This is a genomic window from Isosphaeraceae bacterium EP7 (assembly GCA_038400315.1).
GTDB lineage: Bacteria > Planctomycetota > Planctomycetia > Isosphaerales > Isosphaeraceae > EP7.
Genome location: CP151667.1, coordinates 5,392,144 through 5,407,051, shown reverse-complemented (window position 1 = coordinate 5,407,051; position 14,908 = coordinate 5,392,144). Strand labels below are relative to the sequence as shown.

Annotated in this window: 13 protein-coding genes; 8 read left to right on the top strand and 5 right to left on the bottom strand. The window is 65.7% G+C overall.

Annotated elements, in window-relative coordinates; all coding sequences use genetic code 11:
- Positions 1-14: 14 nt before the first annotated feature.
- Positions 15-1,340 (top strand): glycosyl hydrolase family 28-related protein, encoded by a 1,326-nt coding sequence (locus tag EP7_RS21045; RefSeq protein WP_463524112.1) that lies wholly within the window; start codon positions 15-17, stop codon positions 1,338-1,340.
- A 12-nt stretch (positions 1,341-1,352) separates the two neighbouring features.
- On the opposite strand, the gene dusB is transcribed toward EP7_RS21045, so the two are convergent.
- Positions 1,353-2,447 carry a tRNA dihydrouridine synthase DusB gene (gene dusB / locus EP7_RS21040; RefSeq protein ID WP_463524111.1) on the bottom strand — a complete coding sequence of 365 codons (1,095 nt, stop codon included), beginning with the start codon at positions 2,445-2,447 and terminating at the stop codon, positions 1,353-1,355.
- A gap of 89 nt (positions 2,448-2,536) precedes the next feature.
- On the opposite strand from dusB, the gene EP7_RS21035 reads away from it, so the two are divergent.
- Positions 2,537-3,733 (top strand): THUMP-like domain-containing protein, encoded by a 1,197-nt coding sequence (locus EP7_RS21035; RefSeq protein ID WP_463524110.1) that lies wholly within the window; start codon positions 2,537-2,539, stop codon positions 3,731-3,733.
- A 28-nt stretch (positions 3,734-3,761) separates the two neighbouring features.
- Here EP7_RS21035 and EP7_RS21030 read toward each other — a convergent pair whose 3' ends face one another.
- Together EP7_RS21030 and EP7_RS21025 are read right to left on the bottom strand one after the other, a co-directional pair.
- Positions 3,762-4,496, bottom strand: a complete 735-nt coding sequence (locus tag EP7_RS21030) for a platelet-activating factor acetylhydrolase IB subunit (protein ID WP_463524109.1) — start codon at positions 4,494-4,496, stop codon at positions 3,762-3,764.
- A gap of 62 nt (positions 4,497-4,558) precedes the next feature.
- Positions 4,559-5,263, bottom strand: a complete 705-nt coding sequence (locus tag EP7_RS21025) for a nitroreductase family protein (RefSeq protein WP_463524108.1) — start codon at positions 5,261-5,263, stop codon at positions 4,559-4,561.
- 159 nt (positions 5,264-5,422) lie between these two features.
- On the opposite strand from EP7_RS21025, the gene EP7_RS21020 reads away from it, so the two are divergent.
- The 5 genes from EP7_RS21020 (at position 5,423) to EP7_RS21000 (ending at position 8,748) form a co-directional block, all read left to right on the top strand.
- Positions 5,423-6,052, top strand: coding sequence for a 3-keto-disaccharide hydrolase (locus EP7_RS21020; RefSeq protein WP_463524107.1), 630 nt, complete (start codon positions 5,423-5,425; stop codon positions 6,050-6,052).
- Positions 6,053-6,115: 63 nt separating this feature from the next.
- Complete coding sequence (locus tag EP7_RS21015) at positions 6,116-6,685, top strand: hypothetical protein (RefSeq protein WP_463524106.1); 570 nt, start codon at positions 6,116-6,118, stop codon at positions 6,683-6,685.
- Complete coding sequence (locus tag EP7_RS21010) at positions 6,682-7,176, top strand: DinB family protein (RefSeq protein ID WP_463524105.1); 495 nt, start codon at positions 6,682-6,684, stop codon at positions 7,174-7,176. The genes EP7_RS21015 and EP7_RS21010 overlap by 4 nt, the downstream gene beginning before the upstream one ends.
- Before the next feature lie 19 nt (positions 7,177-7,195).
- Positions 7,196-7,549 carry a translation initiation factor gene (locus EP7_RS21005; protein WP_463524104.1) on the top strand — a complete coding sequence of 118 codons (354 nt, stop codon included), beginning with the start codon at positions 7,196-7,198 and terminating at the stop codon, positions 7,547-7,549.
- 215 nt (positions 7,550-7,764) lie between these two features.
- Positions 7,765-8,748: a hypothetical protein gene (locus tag EP7_RS21000; RefSeq protein WP_463524103.1), complete on the top strand. Its 984-nt coding sequence runs from the start codon at positions 7,765-7,767 to the stop codon at positions 8,746-8,748.
- 59 nt (positions 8,749-8,807) lie between these two features.
- Here EP7_RS21000 and EP7_RS20995 read toward each other — a convergent pair whose 3' ends face one another.
- The gene (locus EP7_RS20995; RefSeq protein WP_463524102.1) at positions 8,808-10,697 is read right to left on the bottom strand and encodes a MutS-related protein; all 1,890 of its coding nucleotides are present in this window, start codon (positions 10,695-10,697) and stop codon (positions 8,808-8,810) included.
- 344 nt (positions 10,698-11,041) lie between these two features.
- Between EP7_RS20995 and EP7_RS20990 the strand changes: the two genes are divergently transcribed.
- Positions 11,042-12,616 carry an amino acid permease gene (locus EP7_RS20990; RefSeq protein ID WP_463524101.1) on the top strand — a complete coding sequence of 525 codons (1,575 nt, stop codon included), beginning with the start codon at positions 11,042-11,044 and terminating at the stop codon, positions 12,614-12,616.
- Between the two features lie 116 nt (positions 12,617-12,732).
- Here EP7_RS20990 and EP7_RS20985 read toward each other — a convergent pair whose 3' ends face one another.
- Positions 12,733-14,847 carry a carbon starvation CstA family protein gene (locus EP7_RS20985; RefSeq protein ID WP_463524100.1) on the bottom strand — a complete coding sequence of 705 codons (2,115 nt, stop codon included), beginning with the start codon at positions 14,845-14,847 and terminating at the stop codon, positions 12,733-12,735.
- Between the last annotated feature and the right edge of the window lie 61 nt (positions 14,848-14,908).

Below are 14,908 nucleotides of genomic sequence, written 5' to 3'. Positions count from 1 at the left end.
CCCGGAGTCGTTTCGTGTCCACATTCCCGCGCAGGCGTTGGTTGGCGAGCTCGGCGACGGCCCTCGGGCTTGGAGCCTTGCCCCGCGAGGCCCTGGCGGCCCCAGGGCCGGTGGGCGAGTCGGAGCCCCTGGTCTTCAACGTCCGCGACTTCGGCGCGATCGGGGACGGACGGCCCGAGAGCGCGGATCGAGATACCGAGGCGTTCCTGGCCGCCCTGAAGGCCTCGCGGATCAACGGGGCCGTCGTTCGTGTGCCGATGGGCACCTACATCCTTCGACGGCCCCTGGATCTCGCCCGTCAGCACCTCATCGGCCACGTTGCCGGCGGCTGGAATCCCGACGAGATGGTCCTGCCCACGCTGGTCGTGATGCACACCGAAGGGCCCGCGATCTCCGTCGGCCATGGCGCGACGGTGCATGGGATCGCCATCCAGGATTGCGTCAGCCACGATGCGCGGGGAGGGCTGGTCCAGGACGCGGAGAGGCGGTTCACGCCCAGGCCGCCGGCCATCTTGGTTCAGGGGCAGGCGACGATCACCAACGTCAAGATCATGCTGCCCTATGACGGCATCGTGATGGACGACGCCACGTCCAACGGCCGGACGAATATCGAGAACGTCTTCGTCATCTCGCCCGGCCGTGACGGCCTGACGATCACCAACACGGCCGACCTGGCGACGTTGCGCAACATCGAGGTCTGGTGCAACCTGGGCCCCAGCCGGGGCGCGGGCTTCCGTTTCGGCTACAACGACGAGGTGCACGGACAGAGGCTCTTTACGTATGGATGCACGCTGGGCTTCGCGTTCGGCGACTCGCCCCGCCACGGCAAGGGGACGTATGGAACGTATGTCGACTGCGCCACCGACAATTGTGTCCGGGGCTGGCAGATCACCGGAGACACCCGGCTGAACGTGCTTGGCGGTGACTTCCTCAATGAGCACGAGGGGATCCTCGTGCGGGGCCGGTCCAGCAGCTTGCGGCTGATCGGGGCGCGGATGCAGAGTAACTCGGCGCCCGCGATTCACTGCGACGAGGCCGAGGGCATCATCATCTCGGCCTGCGAACTGGGCGGCGTGGGCAATAAGCCGGTCCCCTACATCCGATTTGGCGGCGGGCCGAACTGGGTTCATCGGGCGAGCATCGTCGGCTGTCAGTTCGCCCGCGCCCGCGAGCCGAATATGCGGATCGGCGTCGAGATTGGCCCGTTCGTCCGTCAGTGCGCCATCACCGGCAACGTCTTCGGCCCCGGTCCCGAGCCCAAGGTCGTCGTCCGCCCCAGCCCCGAGGCCGAGATCATCGAGAGCGGCAACGTGGGCCAACCGATCATGGCCCAGGGCTAGCCGAATGGTTCCTCACCAATGCTCGATCGGCCCGGTGGGGACGGGAATCTTGGGGTCGAAGTGGCCGGGCAGGGGGGCCGATGGGCCGGCCAGGCGAATGGCCGCGACGACTTCGTCGAAGCGGGCGGCGCTCGGGAGATTGATCAGGCGGTGATACAACTCCTTCGGCGGCTTGATGAAATGGCTGTACCACTTCAACACCTTGCGGAACTGGAGGCACGCCAGGCGCTCGCCCCGGTAGTGTCGCAGCCCGTGAAAGTGGCCGTGCATGACGTCAAGACGCTCTTCGAAGGAGGGGCTCGGGCCCGGCTCGCCGTGCTCGGTCCAGTGGGCGAGCTGGCGGAAGATGAACGGATTGCCCAGCGACCCTCGGCCGATGGATACTGCGGCGCACCCGGTCTCGCGGAACATCCGATCGGCGTCGGCAATCGTCCGCACGTCGCCGTTGCCGATGATGGGCATCGACTTCACCGCCTCGACCACGGCGCGAATTCCGTCTCGATTCACGACGCCTCGAAACGCCTGCTCGCGGCTCCGTCCATGAATGATGACGGCCGCGACGCCTACCTGCTCGAAGGCGGCGGCCAGCCCCGGGGCGCTCAGGTCGTTGTCATCCCAGCCCAGGCGCATCTTCACCGTGACGGGGACGTCCACCGAGTCGACGACCCCGGCCACCAGCGAGACGGCGGCATCAACCTGGCACATCAGGGCCGACCCGCCGCCCGACTTGACGACCTTGTTGACGGGACAGCCCATGTTGATGTCGACGATCGTCGCGCCCAGCTCGACGACCCGGCGGGCCGCGGCCCGCATCTCGTCGGTCGCGGCGCCATAGATCTGCATCGAGACCGGCCGGTCGAGGTCGTCGGTCTCGGTCAGTTCCTGCGATCTCTGGCGGTTCTCGAGCAAAGAGCGGGCATTCACCAGGTCGGTGGTCGCCAGTCCCAGGCCGCCCAGCCCGCGGATGGTAGAACGGTAAGCCAGGCCGGTATATCCGGCGAGCGGCGCGAGAAAGAAGCGCGACGGGATGGGCACGTTGCCGATGCAGAGCGGCTCGCGCGTGATGGAGGGCGGGGTTGGCGTGTCCCGATCGTGGCGTTCGTCCAAGGTCTGGCTCCGGGCGCTCGTCGTTGTGCGTCCCGTCCAGTCTAGCCGCTTGCAAGTTCCCCGACGAGCCGAGCCCAGGAGGCGACGCATTGCAGTCCAAGGTTGATTGGGAGAGCGAATTCTGGGCACTCACCGAGCCCGAGGGGCTGGCCCTGCTGGCTGAGGCGGGCGAGCATCCCACGCCGCTGCCCGCCGACCTCGTCCGCTGGAGGCGGACGCACTCCCCGGAGCGTGTCTCGGCCGCGATCCGGCTGGCCGAGGGGAGGCGTCGGGGCCTGGCCAAATTCACCCGAGCCGGCTCGATGTGGATGGACCCGGTCGGCCTGGAACAATCGACCTCCGAAGTCGTCGCCCGCTGGAAAGCCCGTCGCTTCGCCGGCCAGGAGGTCACCGATTTTTGCAGCGGCCTGGGGGGTGACGCGATCGCGTTCGCCGAGGTCGCAAGCCGGGTCGTGGCCCTCGATGCCGACCCCGGGATGACCCGTCGGTTGAAGTGGAATGCCGAAGTTTACGGGGTACAGGAACGACTCATCCCGATCTTGGGCCGGGTCGAGCACTCGCCGATCGGGGAGACGACCCTGGTGCATGTCGACCCCGACCGTCGTCCCGTCGGCTCAACCCGGGTTCGCTCCGTCGAAAACTATTCGCCGGGCCTGGAACAGTTGCTGGAACTCTCCAGGACCGTGGAGGGAGGGGCGTTCAAGGTCAGCCCGATCAGTGACTTCGACGAGCATTTCAGCGGTGCGGGCTTCGAGGTGGAGCTGATCAGCCTGAAGGGGGAATGCAAGGAGGCGACGGTCTGGTTCGGTTCGCTGGCCGGCTGCCGCAAGCGGGCGAGCTGCCTGCCGGCCGGGGCCACCTGGACCGATCGAGACACGCCTGCCGGCTTGCGGCCGAGGTCGGCTGAGGCCCCTCTGGCGTGGTTCTATGACCCCGACCCGACGCTCGACCGCTCGAGCTTGCTCGACGGGTTCGCGGGTTTTCATGGGCTGAGTCGGATCGGGACGAGGCGGGATGCGCTGACCTCGGCAGATCGAGTCGACTCCCCGTTCCTCGCCGCATTCGAGGTGATCGAGGTCTTGCCCTTCGACCGCAAGCTGGTGCGTGCCTGGCTTGCGGAGCGGGAAATCGGCGAAGTGGAGATCAAGCCGAGGGGCGTCGCGATCGTGCCGGCGACCCTCAGGCAAGAGCTCAAACCGCACGGTCCCGGCAAGATCTCGATGTTCTTGATCGAGGCCCCTCGGGGCAGGCGTGCGGTCATGGCCAGACGCGTCGGGGCGCCTTGATTGCCACGTCTGCTCGGAGAGGGACAGGTCAGTTGCCCTCGACGAGGCTCCAGACCTTCGGCTCGATGGCATCGGCCCAGATGCGGTAGCCGGCGCGGCTGAGGTGGAGGTAGTCGGGCATGATGTCCTGGGAGATCGAACCGTCATCCTTCAGGAACGACTTGCTGATGTCCAGATAATGGACCGTCTTGCCGTCATCGAGCGACTTGATGGTCTCATTCACGGCGCTGAGCTTGGCGCGGAATTGGTCGGGCTTCTCGCTGCGTGGGAAGACGCCGAGCAGGAGGATCTTGGTCTCGGGGAGCTTCTCTTTGAGCTTCTTGACGATGGCGGTGATCCCCTCGCTGATCTGCTCGGCGGAGTTCGATCCGGCGTTGTTGGTGCCGATCATGAGGACGGCGAGCTTGGGTTTGATGCTGTCGACCTCGCCGTGGTCCAGCCTCCAGAGGACGTGCTGAGTCTGGTCGCCGCCGATGCCGAAGTTGGCGGCGTTGCGGGGGGTGTAATAGCGGTTCCAGACCTCGATCGGGCCGTGACCATCCTTGTCCTCGCCGGCCCAGCCCTGGGTGATCGAGTCTCCCAGGAAGAGCACGTCGACGGGCTTCTTGGCGCGTTCGAGGAAGGCCTCGTGCATCTTCATCCACCAGCCCTCGCGCGAGGCGGGCTCGATCGCGTTGTTCTTGGGGACCTCTTGCGCACCGGCGAGCATCGGCGACAGGGTTGCCAGCAGGGTGGCGGTGAGAACGCTGCGGAAGCGGATCATCGTCTGTACCTCGTCGGGAGAGCGTCGTCACGACTTTGGAGTCGGACTGAATCGGACGCATCCTAATGGGGTGGGCCGGCCGAATCCAGCGGGCCGCCGGCCTGAGGCCAGGGGGCGCCGAAATGTTCGAGATCGCAGACCTCGTCCAGCGCCAGGCGACCGGCGGCCGGCGAACGCTCGGCGGCGTATCCCAGGCCGATCATCAGGCAAGGAAGGTGGTCGTCCGGGATCCCGAACGTCGTCCGCAGCCGCACCATGTCGAATTCCTCCGAGGGAATGGGTGCGAGGCCCAGTTCCTGCGCGGCGTGCATCAAAGAGGCTGCCGCAAGCATGGCCGAACGCGTTGCCCAGAGCGCCCGCCCGGCGTCATCCCTCTGGGCGAAGCTGCGCAACGCCCTGGACCTCGCCGCCCCAGCGGCCTGTTCGTCCAGCAAGCCTCCGGACCGCTGCTCCTCGATGACGCGATCGAGCCGGACCGTCTCGGGATGCAGGTATCCCAGAACGAGCACCACCGCCGGGGCCTCGGCCAGCCAGGTCTGCCCGTAGGCACAGTCGCGAAGCCGCCGTCGATTTCTGGCGGCCCGGATCAGGACGAATCGCCAGGGCTGAAGATTATAAGGGGACGGGGCACGGGTCGCCGCGTCCAGAACGACCCGGAGCGTTGAGTCGTCGACATCGCGTTTGAGATCGAATCGCAGGGCGGTACGCCGGTCGACGGCCGATCGCCGGATTTCCGGCTCGTTCTCCGTGGGCTTGTGGTGGGCCATCGGTCAGACTCCGTCGGTCGCCCCGGGATCCTGGCAACGAGCCCCGGCTTGGTTTAGGATTTCGGCCGACGAGGGGGGTATCCTCCCTCGAACGGACCGACGCCGAGATAACCGACTCTCCGCACGCGACGCGCGGAACGAACCCAAGGATCCTAGACGATGCTTCGAACGACGCGACTCGCCGCCTACGCCTGGATTGCCCTCGGCCTCGCCGCCCCGCTTGGGGCTCAGGCCCAGGAGAAGTGGACGCCGCTGTTCGACGGCAAGACGCTCAGCGGCTGGACCTTCCTGCCGCTGCAGGCCGGTGCCAAGACGAACTGGGAGGTTAAGGACGGTACCATCGTGGGCACAGGCGACGCCTCGATGCTGTTCAGCCCGCGCGGGGATTATAAGAACTTCCGCTATCGTGCCGAGCTGAAGATCAGCGACAAGGGCAATTCCGGCATGTACATCCGGGCGCCCAAGAAGGCGACGTTCACCCAGGGCTACGAGGTCCAGGTGAACGCCACCCATACCGACCCGATCCGGACGGGGTCGCTCTACACCTTGGTCCACATCTACAAGACTCCGGCGCCCGCCGACACCTACTTCACCCAGGAGATCGAGGCGTCGGACATCCCCTACCGCGGGAAGACCGTCACACGGATTGTGGTGAAGATCAACGGCGAGATCCTTTATGAGTATCTCGACCACGACCGTCTGTTTGCCTCGGGCCACTTCGCCTTCCAGCAGCACGACCCGGGCAGCAAGGTGACGATCCGCAAGGTCGAGGTGATCGAGCTTCCTTGACGATTCGACCGCCGCCGACCAATCCCTCGATTGGTCGGCGCGAACCTTCTTCCGAGGTCGAACGTGAAGAAGCGGAGCAAGCGTGAAACGCCTCGTGCCCGCCCTCGGGCCGCCGCCGAGGTCAAGCCTGGATACAACCTGGAAGGGCCCAAAGAGGCCCGGATGTATGAGGTGATCCTGCCCAAGAAGCTCGGCTACTTCGGCAAGATCCAGGAAGTGCTGGAAGACCTCTTCGACGAGAAGGCGATCCGCGACGTGCCCTTCATCCGAGACTCAATCGCGCAGAGCCGCAAGGTCGACCCCGCCTTTGATGACCAGGGATGGGTCAAGACGCTCTGCCAGGCCTCGCGTGGATATTCTATCTACGAGATGGATGGGCGATACCTCTCTCCCACCGGGGCCGTCGACGAGCGCGTGCTTGCCATCCGTTTCATCTTCCACAACCCCGGCCCTGTACGCGAGAATCAGCCCGACTTCCTCGGCGCCTCGCTCGAGGTGATCAACTACCTCGTCGCTCATCGGTTCGCCGAGGAGCTGGGGATCGAGGAAGAAATCTGGTTCGTCGAATACGCCAATACCCGCCTGGCAATCTGGCGTAAGGGTGATCTGGCCGAGGGTAACCGGACGTCATGAGCGTGCAAGACCTGATCGATCGATACGAAGTCGGCGGCCCGCTGCTCGCCTATGCCGTCACCGGATTGGAGCTGTCCCACGCCATCGCCCGATCGGGGCCGGGGGCCTGGAGCATCGCCGAGCTGGTGGCGCACCTTCTCGACGCCGATCTCGTCGGTTCCGACCGGATGAAGCGGGTCATCGCCGAAGAGAACCCGACCCTCCTGGCGTTCGACCAGGACGCCTGGATTGCCCGTCTCGACTCTCACGCGATGCCCGTCGACGAAGCCGTTCGGATGTTCGTCGACAATCGGCGGTGGATGGCCCGGATCCTGCGGGGACTCCCCGACACGGACTATTCGAGGTCGGGCCTCCACACCGAGCGAGGCCCACTCACACTGGCCGAGCTGGTCGCCGGCTACGTCAGCCACCTGGACCATCACCTGAGATTTCTCTACGCCAAGCGTGCCAGCATCGGCGTGGCGATCCAGCCCCGTTACTCGTTCCACTGAGCGATAGGGACCACGAACGATGGGACGCCTCTTCGCCGGGACCGCCTGGGATCGCCCACCTCGATGCGACCGCTGCGACAAGCTGGATGCCGAATGTACCTGCCCCCCCGAGGTCATCGAGGTCCCGCGCACTCCTCCTGAGCAGCAGACGGCACGCCTTCGCGTCGAGAAGAGGCCTAAGGGGAAGGTCGTCACCGTCGTCCACGGCCTCGACCCTGCCGGAAATGACCTGACCGCGCTCGCGGCCACCCTCAAGGGGAAGTGCGGCACGGGCGGGACGTTGAAGGACGGCCAGATTGAACTGCAAGGGGCACATTTCGACGCCGCAGAAGCGTGTCTTCGTGCTCTGGGCTACAAAACGAAGCGTGCCTGACGAGGCGGTCGCCGCTCGACGATCCGGGGTCATCGGTTGGCCGTCGATCCGCGATTCGGAACCGAATTCGCGCCAGAGCGTCCAAAGAACGGCGTAGAATTGATCGGCCGTCAATTCAACCGATCGAGAGCCGGGGCATTCTGCTCCCTTCAGCTCCCTTTCAGCCGTCACTTCCAGGGGCGGTCCAAGCCCCGATATGTCCGGAGGTCGCCCCGATGAAGATCCCACGCAAGCTGCCTCTTGCCCTGGGCTTGATGCTCACGCTCGATGCCTTCGACTCATCGACGGCACAGGCTCAGTCGCGTCCCTCACCGGCACCCAAGGTCGAAGCCCGCGATCGGGGCCGCACTGGGCGTGGACGGAATGAGGGCGAGGAACAGGCCCGCACGCTTCAAGGGATCCCTCTGGGTGCCGGTGCAGGGGCGCTGCTCACGCGACCCGAGGTGCGTGACGAGCTGGACCTCAAGGATGCCCAGAAGCAGTCCATCGACCGGGCCATCTCCGACCTTTCTCGCCGCCGTCGCCGAGGGTCGGAGGGGCGTAGCGCCCAGAATGAAGGCGAATCGAACGTGACAACCGACGAGGAGGCCGAGGCCAGCCTCACCAAGTCGCTCGACGCCAAGCAGAAGCAGCGATTGAATCAACTCGTCCTGCGCAACGCAGGGGCCCGAGCCTTGCTCCGCCCCGACGTCATCAATCGACTGAAGATGACCGAGGAGCAGGTCATGCAGATCCACGAGGTCTTCGGCGAGACCGGGGAACAGCGCCTCAACAACGAGCAGCAGGAATTCCTCCAACAGCAAGTGCAGAACGAGACCCCGGTCTTCGTCAACGAAGACGGCTCGATCGAGGCGACAGCGATCCCGGGGCCAGTCGGAGTCCAACGGACCCCGGCCCAGGCGATTGCCCAGGCCAGGACCTGGGACGATCAGTCCGCAGCCGCCCAGATGCAGGCCGCCGGGCAGATTCTCCGCAAGAACCAGCGTCAGTCCTTCGACGCCTTGCTCGGCGCGCCGTTCGACATGTCCCGCCTCCGCAAGCCTTATGACAAGAACGAGGCCCAGAAAGATTCCGCGGACAAGGCAAAGGCCGAGACTAAGCCCGCGGATCCGGCAGCGGCCGGCGACGCCACCAAGAAGGCTGCCCCAACTACGAAGCCAACTCGCAAGAGCCTCCGCGATCGGCGGAAGGCGAGCTGAGCAGGCGCCAGGTCACGCAGCGACGGCGAGGGGGCGGGAGAAATCCCGCCCCCTTTTCGTTATTTTCGGTCGGCGTCCCATGATTTCCCGGGGGTCGGCCCCGTATCGCCCACGGCCAGGCCGACCGACCTCATGAGAGCCAGGGCGTTGCTCTCGCGGACCACGCCGGGCCGCATGGTGTAGTCGAAGTGCAAGGTGCCGCCGTCGAAGGCGTCGGCGAAATGGACATTCGTCGCGACCGGGGAGAGCCCCTCGGCGATGTCCGCCAGTGCCAGATCGTGCGTCGTGATCAGGCCGATTGCACCTCGGTCGAGCAGCCCACGCACAATCGCCTCGGCCCCCTGACGGCGGTCATGCGAATTCGTCCCGTGGAGAATCTCGTCGAGCAGGAACAGGAGCGGACGCGACCCCGAGGCCAGGTCGACCACCTGCTTGATCCGCTTGATCTCGGCGTAGAACCGCGAGGCCCCCGACTGTAGCGAGTCTTGCACGCGTAAGGTCGCTCCGATGGACAGCGGCGAGACACGCATGCGAACGGCCCGCACCGGCACCCCGGCCTGGGCCAGCACCACGTTCACCCCCACCGTCCGCAGCCAGGTGCTCTTGCCCGACATGTTGGAGCCGCTGACGACCAGGACCCTGGTCGAGACCGGTCCGCCGAGCGACAGGTCATTACGCACCGATTTCGAGACGGGTAGCAGCGGATGGCCCAGCCCGATCGCCTCGACGCTCGTCCCCTCGGTGTCGATCTCCGCGAAGGGGTCGGCCGGACATTCATACGCGTAAGAAGCCACCGACGCGAGCGCTTCGACCTCGGCGATCACGTCGATCCATGATTCGATCCGGGCACCCCTGACCGCTCGCCAGGCCTCGACCTCGAAGGCAATGCGGGTTTTCCAGAGCAAGAACGGGGCGAGGAGCGCGAAGTAGACATTGTGATTCGCCGCCAGGCGATCGGCCATCCCGCGCAACTTCTCGATGCTCCGCGATGCCGGCTCGCCGTCCGCGGTCAACGTGGCTCCCACACCGGCCAGGATGCGCGAGTCGAACGTCTCGCGCTCCAGCCTTCCGGCGATCTCGGACAGAAATCCGAGCCCGCCGGCCATTCCTTCCACCGGCCCGACGACGGTCCGGACACGTCGTCGATACCAGGCCGAGAACAGGGCTTCGCCCAGCCAGAACGCGTACATCGGCCCCGGCTTGGCATCGAAGCCGAAGACCGCGATCATCGATACGACCGTCCCGGCGACCAGCAGCAACGCCAAGACTCGGGGGATCTGACCGCGCAAAAGCCTCGGCGATTTCCCCCACGCCGCCAGGGCTTGCAGGTCGAGCGACGCCGGGATCTCGAAGCCGAGCCCCGCCAGGTCTTCGCGCAGGTCGAGCCTGGAACGAAGCTCGACGACCGCCGATCTCCGGTCTTCCAGGGTCGCCGGCGTCGCCGGCGCGAGTAGCCAGCCCGCCAGGCGGTCCTGGCCCGATCGCGTCCTGGCCCCGCAGAGGCGCTCGAACAGCGATCCGAGACCGAAGAGATCCAGGTCGTCGGCATACGGGTGCAGAGGGTCGCGATAACGCTCGCCGGCATCGCCGGTTCCCGCCCAGCGATCTTCCAGCCGCGCCATTCCCGCCTCGTAATAGACCACGGCGCGGCGGGCCCCCAGCAGAGATCGCCCATAACGCGCAATCCCCAGCGTCAGGGGGACAAAGGCCGCAAGCGGTAAGACGAGCCAGCCTGGGTGGATCGACCCGGAATAGGCCAGCCAGCCGATCAGGAGTGCCAGGCCAAAGGTGACGAGGCGGACATCTCCCAGTCGCTTCTGGCCCCGATCCAGGCGGTCGACGACGGCCCGACGGTCGGCCAGCCTCCGGGAGTATTCGCCCGCGGGATCGGCGAGCGTGGTTGTCTCGATGTTCCCGGAAGCGGTTTCAGCGTCGGTCGTTGCGTTCATCTCGGGCTACCTGGGCTTCGTGCCTCGCCGCCGGCTGGGTTGCCAGCGTTCAAGGTGCGGGGCCGTCGATCGTACTCGCCGGAGGCGGGTCGTCCCAGCCCGACGATTCGAGCCTTCGTCGGTCTGGGGAGGTTCGGACGAAAATCAGGCCCACCTCGCGGCCGGGTCTGGATTCGAGTCGCGGCAGAGGGCAGACTGTTGGACTCAGCGGAACGGGCGTAAGCCCGGTCATGCCAGCGGCTTCCCGGCCGCCCCCTCTCCCCGCGATCGGGCCGAGTCTTCTCCCGTCTCCCCCTCCCACCCACGACGAACAGCCAGCCCGTCGGACCCGAGGTGACGTGACCATGCCGAATATGTACGCACGCAAATCGATCGAGTCGCTCAAAGCGGAGGCCGAAGCACACGATGACGCCGGCTTCAAACGATCGCTCTCGGCCCTGAACCTGACGACCCTGGGTATCGGCGCGGTCATCGGGGCCGGCTTCTTCGTCCTCACCGGCGAGGCCGCCGCCAAGCATGCGGGGCCGGCCGTCGCGCTGGCCTTCGTCGTCGGCGGCATTGTCTGCGCCTTCGCGGGGCTCTGCTACGCCGAGATGGCCTCGACCGTGCCGGTCGCGGGTTCGGCCTATACCTATGCGTATGCCACAATGGGCGAACTCGTCGCCTGGATCATCGGCTGGGACCTCATCCTCGAATATATGTGCGGGGCCATCACCGTCTCGATCGGATGGTCCGGCTACATGGTCAGCATCCTGCACGACATGGGCATCACCGTCCCGCCCAGGCTCACCGCCTCGCCGGGGTTGAAGATCGTCGACGTGCCCGACGCCATTGCCCATAAGCTCAACATGCGCGGGGGCTGGCAGGCGCTCGAGTCGGTCGAGAAATTGTTCAAGGACGCCAACGTCGACTTCTCCTCGTTCTCCACCGCGACCGCGATGTTCAACCTTCCCGCCATGATCATCGTCGTGCTGATCACAGCCCTGCTGGTGGTGGGCATCCAGGAGTCGGCCAGGTTCAATAATGTCATCGTCGCGATCAAGATCGTCGTGATCCTGCTCTTCATCGGCTTCGGCATCAGCTACGTGTCGATGGACAACTGGGGCGGACAGTTCATCCCGCCGAATACCGGTAAGTTCGGCGAGTTCGGCTATAGCGGGATCTTCCGCGCGGCCGGCCTGACCTTCTTCGCTTATATCGGCTTCGACGCCGTGTCCACGACCGCTCAGGAGGCCAGGAATCCCCAGCGCGACATGCCCATCGGCATCCTCGGGTCACTTGCCATCTGCACGCTGCTCTATGTGCTGGCGGCCGTGGTCCTGACCGGGATCGTCAGCTACAAGCAGCTCAACGTGCCCGACCCCGTCGCCGTCGCTATCGAGGCGATCCACATGCCCTGGCTGTCGAAGTTCATCAAGCTGGGTGCCATCGCCGGCCTGACGTCGGTCATCCTGGTCATGCTGATGAGCCAGCCCCGGATCTTCTTCGCCATGTCCAAGGACGGGCTGCTCCCCGAGTCGGCCTCGAAGATCCACCCGCGGTTCCGCACCCCCTACATCACCACGATCATCACCGGCGTCATTGTGATGTTCGGCGGCGGGTTCCTGCCGCGCACGCTCGTCAATGAGATGACCTCGATTGGCACCTTGTTCGCTTTCGCCGTCGTCTCGGCCGGCGTGCTGGCCCTGCGCATCCGCAGGCCCGAGATCCATCGCCCCTTCCGCGTCCCGTTCGTCTGGTTCACCGCCCCGATGGGCGTCCTGACCTCGGTCGGCCTGATGCTCAGCCTCCCCTGGGAGTCCTGGATCCGCCTGATCATCTGGCTGGGCATCGGCCTGGTGATCTACTTCCTTTACGGTGCGCATCACAGCCACCTCGGCAAGATCAAGACCGAGCAGCCAACCGGCGAGTTGGTCTGATCCCTGATCGAGCCTTGATGACTTGCTCCCGAATAACAAACGAACAACGCCCCCTCCCTCGGGGGCGTTGTTCGTTTTTATGGATCCGTCGCTCGGGGAGAACCTGGGCGTGAACTTCAGACAGCCTGGGGAGTGGAGTGCTCGGCCCTCGTGCTCCGGACGCAGCGGACGGCCACGGAAACCAGGACGACGAGCACGCAGGTCAGCAGCATCAGCGTGAGGCCGATATTCAGTGCCCCTTTGACGTAGGTCTCGGGGACTTGCGTCATCCGGTAGAACCGCCCTGTGACTTGGTCGTAGGCGGCCGTCCCCGTCGTCGCGGTTACGAACAGGAGCGGCAGCACGGTCACCCAGGCATATCGCCAACGGCCCCGGTTGAACAGGTAGGCCGTCACCACCGCCAGCGCGATCACCGCGAGTAACTGGTTGGCCATGCCGAACATCGGCCAGATCGTCTCGATCGACCCGGTCCAGATGAAGTAGCCCCAGCCGAAGACGATCAGGGCCGTCGCCAGGACCGACGCTGGCAGCCAGTCCAGGTCGCCCAACGGTTTCCAGATCTTGCCGAGGCTTTCCTGCACCATGAACCGGCCGATCCGCGTGCCGGTGTCGATCGTTGTCAGGATGAAGAGGGCCTCGAACATGATGGCGAAGTGATACCAGTATTTGACCACGCCTTCGATGCGCGGCATGGCCTCGGTGAAGATTCGTGCCATGCCCACGGCCAGGGTCACGGCCCCACCGGTCCGGCCGTGCAACGACTCGCCGACCTCCTTCTCGACCTCGACCAGGCTGGACCCCGGCGCCTCGATATGCCCGTGGATGTCGGCATCCATGAGCTTGAGGACGTTCACGTATTTGGGCCTGTTGGCCAGGTCGATGTTGATGTCATAGTACATCTTGTTCGGCAGGCTGGCCGCGGCGATCAGGGCGACGATACCGACGAGCCCCTCGGTGAGCATCGCGCCGTAGCCGATCATGCGGATCTCGCGTTCGTTGCCGATCATCTTCGGCGTGGTGCCCGAGGCGACGAGCGCGTGGAAGCCCGAGATCGCCCCGCACATGATGCAGATGAAGACGTAAGGGAAGATGGGGCCGTCGAAGTAGGGCCCGCCGCCATTCTGGAAGTGGACGTTGACGGCGGGCGCCTTCAACTCGGGGTTGGCGACGATCACGCCCCCCACCAGCAGTGCGATCGTGCCGATCTTGAGGAAGCTCGACAGGTAGTCTCGCGGGCAGAGCAGCAGCCAGACCGGCAGGATCGACGCGACGAAGCCGTAGCCCGCGATGGCGTAGATTGTCTGTTCCCTCGTCAGCGAGAAGGTCGACTCCAGGTCGGAGCCCGGGATCCAGGCACCCGCCACCGTCGCCCCCAGCACCCCGATGGCGCCCAGGATCGAGGCCTCGACGACCCGCCCCTTGCGGATCTTGTACATATAAAGCCCCACCAGCAGCGCGATGGGGATGGTGCAGGCGATCGTGAATGTTCCCCACGAACTCCCCGGCACCAGCCGACGAGACTTCGCCGGCAGGACGAACCCGGGAGCCTTCTTGGCGTCGTCCGCCTTGGGCTCCTCCCGACCCACCGCCAGCTTGAATCCCTCGTTGAACTTCATGTGTTCGCCCGGGGCGTACTCGTAGTCGGTGCCCGGGGGGACGTCGTAGATCCGGGTTCCGTCGCGGTCGATGCGCTTGGTGATGGCGGCATCGGCCGGGAAGAAGAGCGAGGTTCCCGCCTTCATCGCGACTTCCTCACCGCCGAGCGCCTTGACCACGACGATGCCCAGGCCTGCCAGGGCGATGACGATGACGTAGAGAATGGCGACCGTCGTCGCGGTGCCGGCGGCCTTACCGACCTCCGCGCGGGCGATCCCCGCCAGGCTCATCCCCTTCAGGCGGGTCGAGGCGGCCAGAACCATCATGTCCTGAACCGCGCCGGCCAGGCAGACGCCCACGATCAGCCAGATGAGGCCCGGCATGTAGCCGAACTGGATTGCCAGGACCGGCCCGATGAGTGGCCCCGCCCCCGAGATCGCCGCGAAATGGTGGCCAAAGAGGACCCAACGGTTCGTCGGGTGGAAGTTCTGGCCGTCGTTGAACTCGTGCGCCGGCGTCACTCGCGTGCCGTCGAGCACCGCCACCCGGGCAGCCAGGAATGCGCTGTAGTATCGATAGGCGACGGCAAGCACGGCTAGAACGCCGAGCATCACCGGCATCGCGTGGACGGTCATATGCGGGGACCTCGGACGTTGGCGATTCGGGGTGGGAGGGGTTGGAGAAGCGTGGAACCTT

Bases quoted from the DNA above. Each gene is read 5' to 3' on its own strand.
- EP7_RS20990 (WP_463524101.1), top strand. From the start codon at position 11,042: ATGCCGAATATGTACGCACGCAAATCGATCGAGTCGCTCAAAGCGGAG.
- EP7_RS21000 (WP_463524103.1), top strand. From the start codon at position 7,765: ATGAAGATCCCACGCAAGCTGCCTCTTGCCCTGGGCTTGATGCTCACG.
- EP7_RS20995 (WP_463524102.1), bottom strand. From the start codon at position 10,697: ATGAACGCAACGACCGACGCTGAAACCGCTTCCGGGAACATCGAGACA.
- EP7_RS21030 (WP_463524109.1), bottom strand. From the start codon at position 4,496: ATGATCCGCTTCCGCAGCGTTCTCACCGCCACCCTGCTGGCAACCCTG.
- EP7_RS21005 (WP_463524104.1), top strand. From the start codon at position 7,196: ATGGGACGCCTCTTCGCCGGGACCGCCTGGGATCGCCCACCTCGATGC.
- EP7_RS21020 (WP_463524107.1), top strand. From the start codon at position 5,423: ATGCTTCGAACGACGCGACTCGCCGCCTACGCCTGGATTGCCCTCGGC.
- EP7_RS21010 (WP_463524105.1), top strand. From the start codon at position 6,682: ATGAGCGTGCAAGACCTGATCGATCGATACGAAGTCGGCGGCCCGCTG.
- EP7_RS21025 (WP_463524108.1), bottom strand. From the start codon at position 5,263: ATGGCCCACCACAAGCCCACGGAGAACGAGCCGGAAATCCGGCGATCG.
- EP7_RS20985 (WP_463524100.1), bottom strand. From the start codon at position 14,847: ATGACCGTCCACGCGATGCCGGTGATGCTCGGCGTTCTAGCCGTGCTT.